10 protein-coding genes and 2 pseudogenes are annotated in these 13,292 nt (G+C 42.4%); 2 read left to right on the top strand and 10 right to left on the bottom strand.

Annotation, left to right across the window (positions count from 1 at the left end; all coding sequences use genetic code 11):
• Positions 1-53: 53 nt before the first annotated feature.
• The 9 genes and pseudogenes from CSV60_RS05530 to CSV60_RS16030 form a co-directional block, all read right to left on the bottom strand.
• Complete coding sequence (locus CSV60_RS05530) at positions 54-1,508, bottom strand: carbon starvation CstA family protein (RefSeq protein ID WP_099636254.1); 1,455 nt, start codon at positions 1,506-1,508, stop codon at positions 54-56.
• A 139-nt stretch (positions 1,509-1,647) separates the two neighbouring features.
• The gene (locus tag CSV60_RS05525) at positions 1,648-2,379 is read right to left on the bottom strand and encodes a LytR/AlgR family response regulator transcription factor (protein ID WP_099632280.1); all 732 of its coding nucleotides are present in this window, start codon (positions 2,377-2,379) and stop codon (positions 1,648-1,650) included.
• The gene (locus CSV60_RS05520; protein WP_099636253.1) at positions 2,345-4,108 is read right to left on the bottom strand and encodes a sensor histidine kinase; all 1,764 of its coding nucleotides are present in this window, start codon (positions 4,106-4,108) and stop codon (positions 2,345-2,347) included. The genes CSV60_RS05525 and CSV60_RS05520 overlap by 35 nt, the downstream gene beginning before the upstream one ends.
• A gap of 31 nt (positions 4,109-4,139) precedes the next feature.
• Entirely contained in the window at positions 4,140-4,973 is an 834-nt protein-coding gene (locus CSV60_RS05515; protein WP_099636252.1) for a squalene/phytoene synthase family protein, read from the bottom strand.
• A 340-nt stretch (positions 4,974-5,313) separates the two neighbouring features.
• Entirely contained in the window at positions 5,314-6,930 is a 1,617-nt protein-coding gene (locus tag CSV60_RS05510) for a BCCT family transporter (RefSeq protein ID WP_099636251.1), read from the bottom strand.
• 101 nt (positions 6,931-7,031) lie between these two features.
• Positions 7,032-7,294: pseudogene (locus tag CSV60_RS16205) on the bottom strand (isocitrate/isopropylmalate family dehydrogenase); the annotation flags it as partial.
• A gap of 13 nt (positions 7,295-7,307) precedes the next feature.
• On the bottom strand, positions 7,308-8,402 hold the full coding sequence (locus CSV60_RS05500; RefSeq protein WP_099636250.1) for an aromatic ring-hydroxylating oxygenase subunit alpha: 1,095 nt from the start codon (positions 8,400-8,402) through the stop codon (positions 7,308-7,310).
• A 134-nt stretch (positions 8,403-8,536) separates the two neighbouring features.
• Complete coding sequence (locus tag CSV60_RS05495; protein WP_233189543.1) at positions 8,537-8,680, bottom strand: hypothetical protein; 144 nt, start codon at positions 8,678-8,680, stop codon at positions 8,537-8,539.
• A 192-nt stretch (positions 8,681-8,872) separates the two neighbouring features.
• Positions 8,873-9,174 (bottom strand): annotated as a pseudogene (locus CSV60_RS16030) (NAD(P)/FAD-dependent oxidoreductase); the annotation flags it as partial.
• A 294-nt stretch (positions 9,175-9,468) separates the two neighbouring features.
• Here CSV60_RS16030 and CSV60_RS16200 point away from each other — a divergent pair.
• Together CSV60_RS16200 and CSV60_RS16280 are read left to right on the top strand one after the other, a co-directional pair.
• Positions 9,469-9,567 carry a sigma 54-interacting transcriptional regulator gene (locus tag CSV60_RS16200; RefSeq protein WP_099632274.1) on the top strand — a complete coding sequence of 33 codons (99 nt, stop codon included), beginning with the start codon at positions 9,469-9,471 and terminating at the stop codon, positions 9,565-9,567.
• A 21-nt stretch (positions 9,568-9,588) separates the two neighbouring features.
• Complete coding sequence (locus CSV60_RS16280; RefSeq protein ID WP_483315701.1) at positions 9,589-9,963, top strand: AAA-type ATPase lid domain-containing protein; 375 nt, start codon at positions 9,589-9,591, stop codon at positions 9,961-9,963.
• 768 nt (positions 9,964-10,731) lie between these two features.
• Here CSV60_RS16280 and CSV60_RS16025 read toward each other — a convergent pair.
• On the bottom strand, positions 10,732-12,798 hold the full coding sequence (locus CSV60_RS16025; protein WP_099636247.1) for a methyl-accepting chemotaxis protein: 2,067 nt from the start codon (positions 12,796-12,798) through the stop codon (positions 10,732-10,734).
• Positions 12,799-13,292: the final 494 nt, after the last annotated feature.

Below are 13,292 nucleotides of genomic sequence, written 5' to 3'. Positions count from 1 at the left end.
TCCCCATAGAAAAAACCTGCAGAACCGAAGTTCAACAGGTTGTGTATAGCGTATTAAATAGTTCTGGTAGAATCCCAATTCGTAATATCTTCTTCTAGCGGAATTTGTGCAGCTCGAGCTTTTACCGCAGCGTTGAAGAACAAGGCCACTAGGAAGATCGAGATGACAGTCGCTCCGATTATGGACACATTCATCGGTAAGCCGAATCCAATGGCGGCATTCAGTATATACGTCGTCGTAGCCATCAGCATGAATGTTCCGGGTATGAGTGCGACCCAGTAGTTCTTACCGGCAATGAAGAGATACATTGCACCTACAAATAAAGCAATGACCGCCGTGGACTGATTCGCCCAGGAGAAGTAGCGCCATAGAATGTTGAAGTCTACTTGAGTCAGTGCAATCGAAATAGCGAACATCGGGATGGCGATCCATAGACGGCTCATGATTTTCGCTTGCGGATACTTGATATAGTCCGCAACAATCATGCGTGCACTACGGAATGCCGTGTCGCCTGATGTGATCGGTAAGATGATGACACCAATCACTGCAAGTGTTCCACCGATAGCACCTAGCATCGTGACAGATACTTCACTAACAATAACTGCCGGTCCACCAGCCGCAAGCAATTCACTCAATGTCACACCGTTAAACAACGCCATACCAGCCGCTGCCCAAATCATCGCGATAATTGCTTCTGCAATCATCATGCCGTAGAAAATTTTGCGACCTTGGTTTTCATTCTTCGTTGTCCGGGAAATAATTGGAGACTGTGTCGCATGGAAACCAGAAAGCGCTCCACATGATATCGTTAAGAATAATAACGGGAAGATCGGAATATTATCAGGATGTAAGTTCGCAAATGTCAATTCAGGAATCGGAACACCTTTGATGACCATCATGCCGCCGATACCGACTGCACTGATCACAAGTAGCGCACCGAAGATTGGATAGAAACGACCGATGATTTTATCGATCGGTAATAGTGTCGCCAAAATATAATAAAGGAAAATAAGAGCCACGATGATTCCCATTGCCATCCAACCATTCATGAGGTTGTATAGCAATCCTGCTGGTGCGGAAACGAATACCGTACCGACCAAGACGAGTAATAATAACGCAAACGCATTGACAATATGTTTCATCGCTTTGCCGAGGAATTTTCCTGCCAGTTCAGGCAAGTGTGCACCGCGGTTTCGGATTGAAATCATACCTGTCAGATAATCATGTACAGCGCCTGCAAAAATCGCACCGACGACAATCCAAACAAATGCGACCGGGCCGTATAACGCACCCATAATCGGTCCGAAAATCGGGCCAACTCCTGCGATATTTAGTAATTGAATCAATGAGTTCTTGTTTGTGCTCATCGGCACGTAATCGACTCCGTCCGCGCTCGTATACGCCGGCGTAGGACGTTCTTCTTTAACGCCAAACATTTTGACGATATACTTACCATACGTAAAGTAACCAACTATTAATAATACGATAGAAAATAAAAATGTAATCATTGCCTTTTTCCCTCCCTAGTATTGATAACGCTTACATCAACTATAATAGAAAGATGTCCGAACTATGACAAAATCTCGTAACATGTCAAAATCGCGAGGTAAGATGCACTCCGAGAGATTAACATGTTACGAGATTTTTTTATCCTTCGAGGCGTTGCCGTAATTCTTTGACATAATTTCGGCTAACTGACAATTTCTCCGGGCGCTGATCTACTTCTAACTGATACGCTCCATTGAACCAAGGCGTCAAGCTACTGACATGTACGAGGTTCACGAGAATACTTTTATGGATGCGGAAGAACGATGAATAGGTCAATTTGTTCTCGAGATCTTTCAATGTCATGCGCGTTTCATAATCACGCGTAGGCGTAACGATCTTCGTCCAGTTTTCTTCTCGGTGGACATAAAGAATATCGCTGACCGGGATATAGTGGATTTCGCCTTCCGTTTCGACGGGCAATCGACCCATTCGTTTCGGTGATGTGTCGAGTTGTGTCCGCTGCAGCAACTCTTTTACACGCGCAATCGTCTGCCGCAATTGCTCTTCATCATACGGCTTCAGTAAATAATCCATCGCATGGACACGAAACGCTTCTGCCGCGAATTGCGGATAAGCCGTCGCGAAGACGATCAGCGGTACTTTTTTCAATGCGCCTAGCGTCTTGGCGACTTCCATTCCATCCACTTTTGGCATCTCGATATCAAGGAACACGACGTCAGGCTGTAGCTGCATCGCCTTGATAATCGCCGACTCCCCTGAATCCGCTTCTCCGACAACCTTTACTCCATCAAATCGTCCAAGCAAATACAGCATTTCTTCGCGCGCGTACCTTTCATCATCTACGACTAATACGCGAATCGTTTCCGTCATATCCGTTCACCTCCGATTTCGGAATGTGGAATGAAATCTTCGTCCCTTCATTCGGTGTACTTTCTATTGTGAGTCCTGAATTTTTATCGAACGTCATCTGTAGGCGTCGGTTAACGTTATAGAGACCGAGCCCGGTACCTTTTTCAGATTGGATTTTCTCTCGTCCAAGTATAGCGAGCCGCTCTGGAACAATTCCCTCACCGTTGTCTTCTACCATAATATGAATGGCATCGCCTATTTCATGTATTGAAATGTGGACCATTGCATTTGCGTCCAAATCCTTAATACCGTGCGTCATCGCGTTTTCAACGATCGGTTGCAACGTCAATGGCGGAATCTTCTCCTGCAGAACGTTCGGATCCACGTCGATACAAATCTTCAATTTATCAATGAAACGTGCTTCTTCTATCATCAAATACGCTTTGACGTGCGCAAGTTCTTGCTGTAACGTTACCATCTTCACCGTCGTACCTTCAAGATTCTGACGCAAGAAGAATGACAGCGACGACAGCAGTTTACGCGCTTCATCCGGATTTGTTCGTATCAATGAAAGGATAATATTCATCGAGTTAAACAAGAAATGTGGACTAATTTGCGCCTGCAACGCTTGGATTTCTGCTTCTTTAGCTAGTTGATAGGCATGATCCGCTTCGGCAATTTCAAGTTGATTGCTGAGTAGTTCAGCAAGTCCCGCAATTAATTCAATCGTGACATCGGTAATCGCTGTACGTGAAGGATAAAATAGCTTCAATGTTCCAATCGTTTCACCGCGCGTTTTAAGTGGTGCAATGACGATGGCACCTGATGCAGATACACTCGGATGGTCATGGGTGACAGAATCCGTGACAATGAGCCGACCTTCCCGGATCACTTGACGCGTAATATCTGTCTGGATCGGGCCTTGCATCATCGTACCTCCGGATCCGACATATGCGAGAATATCCGTTTTATCCGTCATCGCGACAGCACCTGGTTTCAACTCATCTAAGAGAATACCGCACACCGCCTGAGCTGTTTCCTTTCGCATACCTGTCCGTAAATAGCCGAGCGTCTGATCCGCGATACGCAATGTTTTCTGCGCTTGCAACGCGGTCACTTTTTCCTGATCACTGATGACGTTATACGCAATTAGCATAAATAATGCAGCACCCATTCCATTTGCCAAAATCATCGGCAAACCAATCGTTTGAACCAATGCGACTGCTTTCTCAAACGGCTCTGCTAATACAACTATGAGCACCATTTGCAACGCTTCCGCAGCTGCACCAATCGCGAATGCCAAAAGCGGACGAATAGGCTTGCCCTTTTTATAGAAGTAGCCTGCAAGAACACCTGAAATTATAGTGGATACGCCACACGAAAAAGCCGTGAATCCACCTAAAGACATCCGATGTATCCCAGCGATGAGTCCAGCGCCAATCCCAAGTCGATATCCACCAAGCAATCCTGCGACGACTACCCCGATCACACGGGAATTCGCAATCGCCTCATCGGTAGTGAGTTGCCATGACATATTTTCAAAATGAAACGTCTGCATATCCAGTGCTACACCGAAATACGTTCCGAAAATCCCAAACAATCCAAAAAAGAGTATCGCCGTCAGCTCTTGCCGACGGTCCAATACATCTTGATGGATCATATGTTGGAAAAAACGAAAACGAGTCAGAAGGAAAGCGACCGCCACAATCATTCCGACCCGTTCAAACATAATGATCAGTAAATCGAGCATCGCCATCCTCCATTCATTTGATTAACAAAAACTACTTTTTAATCGCCTTGTTCACAACCGCTACGACTTCCATACGTGACATCTTCTCGCGTCCTTCTTTAAGCGCATCGAGTGTACTATGCGCTAGTGCCAACGGAATATTACAGAAGTTCAAAATCGTCTTCGTATGGATGTCTTCAATATACGCATCAGCGAGGGCCAAATTTTCTTCAGCATACGCAAACATTTCCGGCAACTTCCAGTCATTCGGGAAGAAGTTCACGTCACGCACAGCGTCTTCCTTGTAGTTGCGAAGAATATTAACAGACTGCAAGCCACGGCCAAAGCCAATGGCTAAGTCACGATCCGTCTCCGTGCCATCATACCAGCGCCAAATATCCGCAAGCATAACACCAACGAGTCCCGCAACATAGTACGTATAATCATCAAGATCCTCACGCGTCTCAATCACCCAGTCCTTGCCTGCCCACTTCGCCATGCCACGGCCCATGATCGCAGTCGATTCGAGTACTTTAGTACGTGCCGTGTCTGGACAGAACTCTACCCAGTCAGCTAAGCGCAACGTCACTTCAGGCAACTGATCCCGGTACGGTGCGAATAACTCGTCCAGTGCAGACGCCATCGATTCACCTGTTGCAATCGTGCGGTCTAGTATATCGCTTACTTTGTTCAGTAAATCCATGACGATATGTACGTCCAGTTGTTCATGGTCTTCAATTTCGTCGATTGCGCGCATACACAAGTACGCAGACGCGACGGCTTCTCTAACGTTTGGTTCAAGTAATTTAATTGGTATATAGAATGTACGGCTTGTCTCTTTTAGGACTTTCATTGCTTCTTTTTGTAGTTTCGCTTCAGTTTTCATGTAAGGTTCCCTCCATCAATCTTCGCACAGGTAATAATTATAAAGAATGTGTTTATTATAGCATTGATTGTATTGGGGGTGCGACTGGAAAGGTGTTGGAGGTGGAAAACTGGTTGCGAAATATATTTACCAAGTTCCGAAAATGATACACGTATATACAGATACTATATAACGTGTTGCACCATAATGGAATTCGAATGGAATACTAAATGGGTGCCAAACCAAGACGATCTACTGAATTATCTTTCCCGTCAAGAAAAGGGACACCAATCCATATGCGAATTGGGTCCCCGGATATTGTGTATTTATTGTTTTCTGCTGCCTGTTCTATCTACTGAAATTAAATCAAGTTTTCCTTTTCAACAACTCTACTGGTCTCTTTCCTGCTACGGTCAATCGTAATTTCAACCGTCTGCTCTTTTGGCTCGTCAAATGGTGCACCATCATAAATATGGACACCATCTAATTCACCCTGACGTACCCATTTCATAAATGACATAATCATTAATAACATAATGAAAACGAGCGGTAATGCCGTGATAATGGAAAGTGTCTGTAAAGCCTCCAAGCCGTCACCATACATGAGAACGATTGAGATGCTTGTTAGAACGATTCCCCAGAATACACGATACCAACGTGCTGGCTCCTCGCCTTCTTTCAAATTAATGGATGCTACGTCTGATAACGTATAAGCAGCCGAGTTAACAGTTGTCGCCAAGAAAATGGCGGCAACCAGTAAATACAGCACCATGACGACTCCGCCTAGCGGAAGCTCATTCAAGATCGCTAATATAGCGGCAGGTGCACCTTCATTTTGTAAGATATCGAGTACAGGAACAATATTATTAAGTTGGAAGTACATACCCGTGTTTCCGAAGATCGCAAACGCCAACCAACAGCCCAATGTTCCGCCTACTAACTGCCCTAGTATTAAACCTTTAATCGTACGACCTTTCGAAATACGAGCAGCGAACATACCTGTGAATGGCGCATACGAGAACCACCATCCCCAATAGAAAATTGTCCAAGCGTCACTGAATCCTGATTTCCCCACCGGATCTGTGTACAGGCTCATTCTAAAGAAGTTTTGGAATAGAACACCGACACTGTCCGTAAAGCTCGCAATAATAAACATGGTTGGACCAAAGATGAAGATGAAAATCGCAATCGCGATATATAGGTAAAGATTCCAGTCGCTTAAAAGCTTCAATCCTTTTTTCAGTCCGAAATAAAGACAGATACAGAAAAAGATCATCAATGTAACGACAATCACCAAATTAAGTGTAAGCGTTTTCTCTACACCAAAGAGTGAATGGACTCCTTCAGCGAGCAAGGGGGTACCCAGTGCTAAGGATGTTCCAATACCGCCGATCAGACCGAACATGAAGCACACGTCAATTATTTTCCCAAGTAAACCATCCGCTTTGTCCCCGATGATTCCACGGCACGCTGTACTCAATCGATAGGATTTTTGACCTTTGACATATACTGCGTATGCGATCGGGATGGAAGGAACGCAATAGATAGCCCACGCAGAGAATCCCCAGTGAAACATTCCATATGTAGAGGCAAAACTTGCTGCTTCCACGGTTTCTGCCGCCATGCCGTATGGAGGACTGGAATAGTAGTAAGCCCATTCAATAATTCCCCAATACATGATACCCGAACCGATTCCAGCAGTGAAAATTAATGCCAGCCAGCTAAATGTTGAAAACTCTGGCTTCGTATTACCTAATCTAATTTTGCCCAACTTGCCAAAAGCCAACCAAAGCAAGAAGCCAAATATCCCTAAACAAACCCATAAGTACATGGGACCGAAGTTTGTTGTGATGGAATGAAGGACGGTATTTAAAAACGTAGTCCCTTTGACGGGATTTATTAAAATAGGAACAGTCAACGCCGCAATCAAGGATAAAGCAATCGCCAATATCTTTTTATCAATGGTCTCAAATCTCATGTATACACTCCCTTAGTCTTCTATGATCATTCTTATTTTACTTCATATAGAGTCATTATTAAAGAAAACTATCGGTGTAGAAAATACACCGATAAGTAATCTTAAACGCGTGATGTACTAGATTTCTCAAATAAAGCAGTCAAGCGATCACCTACACCCGATGTTGAGGAGCTTCCTGCATATCAGGTGTGAGAACTTTATTCTATACTAGAAGTTGTTTAATAGCATCTATAACTTTTTTGTCGTATTGCTCCTAACCGAAATGATCGAGCAGTTGACTGGCTGACCAGATCGTCGCCAACGGATTCCCCATTTCTTTTCCTGCAATATCCGGCGCCGATCCGTGGACCGGTTCGAACATTGTTCTATCAAGAAATTTATTCATTAAGCGCCTCGAGAACCATTTCATGGAATTGAACGATTGCTTGTTCAGATTGAGAGTAGCGGCCTTTTTCGAATGCACTTGATTTGAATCCTAATTGTTCCAATTCAACTAATTCGATGTCTTCAAAGCGAACTTGCTCCGCGAATGTCATCAAGTCTTTCTCTTCTTGAGATAATTTGTCTAGGCTGTCTTCTTTAAAATAGTACGTATAAACGATTTCAGTATTTTCATGATCGATTGGTATCAATTGAATCGTGGCCATATTAGCGGGTCCCGGATAAATGGTAAGCATCAAGTTCGGCCATAACCAGAAGAATGAGCCGCCTTGCATTTCCGCCTCATCCAGATTCACTTCTCCGTATTGCTTATCAGGTTTTACCATTGTGCCTTGAAGGGAATAGTTCTCACATGTAATGATCTGATAATTATCCATATCCAATGTATCAATGAAGCTCGGGTGTGCCACGTGGCAATGATCACATTCCAAGTAGTTTTCAACAAAGGCTTTCCAATTCGCTTTGATATGACGAGATTTACGATGTGTGAATTGCAAACCACTCAGAAACTCGAACTTACTTAAACGGTCAAAGAAGTCTCCGTATGATTCTGCCAATGGTTTTGTGTTGTCATCCAGGTTAACGAAAATTAAAGATTCGATTACTTCCATTCTGACAGAACGCAGGCAAGCATCTTGTACACAAGCCGCATCTTCTTCACTTCGGAAGTTAGGTGCTTTATTTAATTTGCCGTCTGTTTTGAATGTCCAGCCATGGTACGAACATTGTAAAATTTTCTTCTTGCCTGATTCAGTTTTTTCAAGCTTTGTTGCTCTGTGTGGACAAACATTATAGAATGCGCGAAGGACATCATCAGTTCCACGAATAATGATAATCGGATCGTCGCCAATTTCAGCAGTGAAAAATGCACCTTTCTTCTCTACTTGGCTCACATGACCGACCAATTGCCAGCTCTTTGCGAAAATCATTTCCTTTTCTTTCTCCAATACGCTTGGGTCTGTAAATAAATTATAAGGCATCGTTCTTTCGAATGTTCTTTCTGTAGCGTTCTGCACTTTGTTATATGCCATTTCTCATTCCCCCTTTAGGTTTCTTATATTTTTAGCTAGCTTTAATTCTCTGACATGCGAATGGTGTTTCTGCCAATTTGATAGAGTGGCTCGGACATCATTTAAAAGCATCCTCCAAGTCTTCAATCAAATCTTCATGCTTCAGTGACTCCTTCGTTGTCATCCAGCAAAGCAAATGCGAAGCTGTTAGCTGTATGATCTAATACGTCCGGTGCGACTAGGTTACATGCTCCAAACGCGATGCAAATATTTCGCTCCACCATGGTAAATGGCGCCATTCTCCTGCTCTCGCTCCTGAAATCAAAATAATCAGTTATCTCCGAACATCACTAATTTTGAGTTTCTTCCTTATCTACCATAAGGCTAGTGCTATGCATAGGTTGAATTTTCGCTGTTGGATCGATATACACCTTGGCACTGCTTACAGAAACGGGTGCTTCTCCAAAAGTTGATGCAATCAGCTTTACTTTTGTAGTCAATTTGAAAACGCCTTCATTTTCTTTCTTGACTTGCATCACCGTTTCACCCAAGTAGATGGTAGTTTAAAATTGATTCATCTGTTCAACCAGATGATCCACCAGCTCCTTAGCCCTCACCTTAGGGAAACCAGCAATATCATACATATTTTTTCAGGATACAGTGCTGCAAGCTATGGCAGGCTCTCAATGACTTTTACGGACAGTTGCCGAAGTCCTGCATAAAACGCTGTAAATAAACCGACCGGACCGCCTCCAATAATTGTAATATCACTAGCCTCGGCTGTTCTACCCAGTTCATACCTCCTAATCACTACTTTATATACAGCGATTTGGTACGAAGCAATTAGGGAATTACCTCATTTATGCCTCATCACAAAATCTCCCCAATTATTAATGCAATTATTATGCCAACTATTAAAATATCAATAGGAATAAGGTCTCTGTCGTTTTATCTTCATAATGTTGTTACAATTCATTCAAATTCGAGTCGGAATTGACTCAAAAAATATGCGGTATTTTCAAAATTGACTCAGATCAAACAGCAGAAAGGTGATTAAAATGCCTGAAAACAAAGAGCATGAAAAGCGGTGACCAATCGGGACTTGCTACAAATGGTGAAAAATAAAATGTTCCGGGAAAATTTATACTACAGGCTCAATGTGATCGATATTCAGATACCGTTGTAACGCGAATGAAGAGAAGATCGTATTCCACTGATCTATAGTTTCCTAAGCAAATTCAATGGAAAATATCATTCAACAACCATCATTTCTGAAGAATGGTTAACCGTTCTGTACCATTATTCATGGCCTAGCAATGTGCGCCAGCTGGAAAATCTGATGGAGCGCCTAGTCATCACGAGTGAAGCAGTCATCGGGTTTGACGATCTGGCGGAGATTATTTTGGGGAAAGTGAAGGAAATTCTCGAACTGCTCTTTTCGAATTCATTGGACAGTGCGCTGGATAATATAACCCGTACCATGATGAGAAGATCGTATGAGAAGTTCAGCTCATCGAGGGCAGTGGCAGAAGACCTGAAGATCAGCCAGTCCAATGCTTCCCCGCCAAGACTGCCAAAGTGAAGACTGAACCATAAAAACGAGCTGCCCTTGAGACGATTTCCGTCCCGAGCGGCAGCCCGTTTTACGTATTGAATTCCTTTTTCATAAACTCGACGAACGCTTTTACGATATGTGAATTCATGGATTCTTTATGATACAGCCTCCATGTTAGGAGCACGATCGATTTTCCATCGGCAGAATAACTATCAACCTTCTCCAGCTCCGGCGTATCATCCAGGATCAGACGTGGTAAGAAATTCTAGCAGTCGCTCAGCCAGTTTCTGATCGACAATTCGTTTGGCGAAGAAATAGGTTCCGACTTGTTCGCCTTTCTGAGCAGGCACAAACTTACAGGACAGCTTTGCAGACACTGGATTCGTAGATGCATCTGAATGAAATTCTAGATCAGTATGTGCATGGAAGACGATCAGCTGAATAGAATCTCAAAAATACGTTTCTATAGCAGTCTCACACGCTTCAATACATCCTTCATAAAACCAAATCATATCATTAGTTAACCTATACTTCGCAGCAAATTATTTAATCAGCATAAATAAACATTAAGGTGTACTTGAAGGTCAAGGAATTTGCTAATTCGAACGAATGATAAACTAAAAAGACTGGATGCGTGAACATCCAGTCCATTATAACTGTCAACAGTTGGAAGAGCGTATGGGCTATAGTAATTTTTTCAAAAGAGCGGTCACCTTAACCTCAATGCGAAATGGTTACTTTTGATGAAAATTAGGACGAGCGCCAGGCATGCAATTATTCTCTACTTAACTCAGTTTAACTTATTTTGAACTGCTTAATCAGTTCATTTAGACTCGCCGCACTTTCTTCCAGGGACCTTGCACTGCCGGATACTTCATTCATAGAACTACTGGATTGTTGTGCAGTTGCCGATACCTGCTCAACACCTGCCACTGATTCTTCTGAAGCAGCTGCTATATTTTCAATCGAATCATTAATAGACCTCGTGTTGTCTAACACTTGATATAGAGTGGAGGACATGCCTTCAATTTGAGTACCTACCGATCGAATAGTTTCTCGAAGAACCTTAAATGTATCCCCAGTAGTTTGGATTTGGCTCGATCCTTCATTCACTAGGCCATACCCTTCATCCAGTGATCTGGCGACATGATTGGATTCCGTTTGAATGTCCGTGACGATTGTGGTAATTTCGGAAATAGAATTACCGACCTGTTCTGCAAGTTTTCTAACTTCATTGGCTACAACTGCAAATCCTTTTCCTTGTTCCCCCGCACGTGCCGCCTCGATTGCTGCGTTCAATGCCAGTAAATTCGTTTGTTGCGCAATTTCTTCGATCACTTTAACCAGCTTAGTAATTTCGTTCGTCTTGTTAGTTAATCCTTTTACCGTGAAGAGTGAACGTTCCATCTTTTCATTGATCTGATTCATTTTTCGAATGGATTCTTCCATGTTTTCATTTCCGTTATCCGTCATCTTGAGCATGACGTTCGATTGATTTTTTACGTCTTCCCCTTTCTCCGCGACTTTTGTAATTTCTTTAGTAAACTGACTCACCTGTTCGTTCAGTGCTGAAGATGAATCCGCCTGAACCTCTGCTCCGTTGGTCAACTCGATCATTGTGGTCGCGATTTGCTGACTGCCTGCTGTTACCTCATCCGCATATTGTGTAAGTTCTTCACTTTCGCCCGTCACATCATTTGATACAAGGATGACCTCTTCAACCAAATGCCTAAGTGAATTTTTCATATCATGAATACTTGTCGAAATCGTCCCAATCTCATCTTTTCTAGCCAAGTATTTCGCGTCAATTTCTTCAGTAAAGTCGCCGTGCGCAATCGTTTGTAAACTTTGCGCCGACTTAATAATCGGTGTAGTAATGTATCTTGCACTAAGTGTATTCAATACTAGGATCAAAACGAGTACTATCAAGGAAATGAATATAATTGTTTTAATCATCTCTTTTGCCCCGGCTGTCAATTCTTCCTCTGACATAAATGAAGCTAAAATCCAATCTGTATTCGCCACTTTATACGGAGAAACCAAGTATTTCTTATCTTTAATAGTTGCATAGAAAGGTTCCATTTCTTTTGATGAAATCTCTTTTAACCCTTCAATGTCCACTTCATCTATGCTTTTGAAGTTATTTTCAGGATTATTTCCATCCGCCATAATAATTCCTGTATCATGTACAATCATGGAAAACCCTGTATTACCTTGTTTCATTTCATTTAACATGTCACTTACAACGGACTGCTGAACATCAATTCCCAACGTCCCCAATACTGCGCCATTCTGATCCGTTAAAGTGCGCACATTACTAGTCACCATGGCATTTGCAATTGAGTCTAAATAGGGAGCAGTCCTGGCGATCTTTCCATTGCCTTCTTCAGCTGCTTGATACCATCCTCTATTTCTTGGATCATACTGTTCGTTTACCTTTGTTTCAGGCCACTGCAAATAGGCTCCATCTTTAGTTGCAAGATATACATACAGCGTCTCTGGATGGGTTTCTCCATACAACTTAAACACATCATAAATCTGTTGTTCTATTCCGCCATTTTTAGATGGCGTCATTTGTACCTCTTGAGGATTGTCCTTGTAGGTTGTAATTGAAGCATCTATTTGCTTTACTAATGGATTCTGTACCATCATTTGAATGTCCCGATCTATTTGACTATAAAAAATGTCTATGGACTTCTCGACGACTTTCATTTGTTCTTTTGAATTATCCAGAAAATCTGTTTTTGCTTGCCTCGTAATTTGATAGCTGATGATCCCACCGACCAGCAATAAAGTAATTACAATTCCAATAGCTGAAGTAATGATAAATTGTGCTTGTATGCCTCTAAATTTTTTTAACAATTGCTATGCCTCCACTCCGCGTATTCATATTGTGAAAAAGTGATGTAAGTTTAATTTAACGGGAGTAAGGACTCGATTCTAAAGACCTAATACAGAGCGAATAAAAAAGTACGTGGAAAAATCAAAACAATTTTCCCACTACTACTAGTTACTCTTCTGACAACAGCCAAATTATGGTGACTTGAAGGAACATTAGACTTTCCTTTATATCTCGTAATAAACAAACTTTTCAATATCGAATTATACCAAATATACCCACAATTACAAGTACTTAAAAAAGTCACCCGTGTTGACACATTCTCGATTGGTTCTCCGCAGGTACCTTATTCACCAACACTCAACTACCTCCAAAGCCGACACGCCGCTTTTGGGACGTTTGGCGTACAACTACACTAGGAAGTATAGACGTCATTCTACAATACCAACGAATGAGTCAGAAGTGTAATCGTAACCAAAGATGATTAAGTATTTTAAAAATGGGTAAGTTTAAAAAA

Source organism: Sporosarcina sp. P7 (genome assembly GCF_002743425.1).
Lineage (GTDB): Bacteria > Bacillota > Bacilli > Bacillales_A > Planococcaceae > Sporosarcina.
Note: the sequence above shows the minus strand (reverse complement) of the source record. Positions and strands in the feature narration are given on the sequence as shown.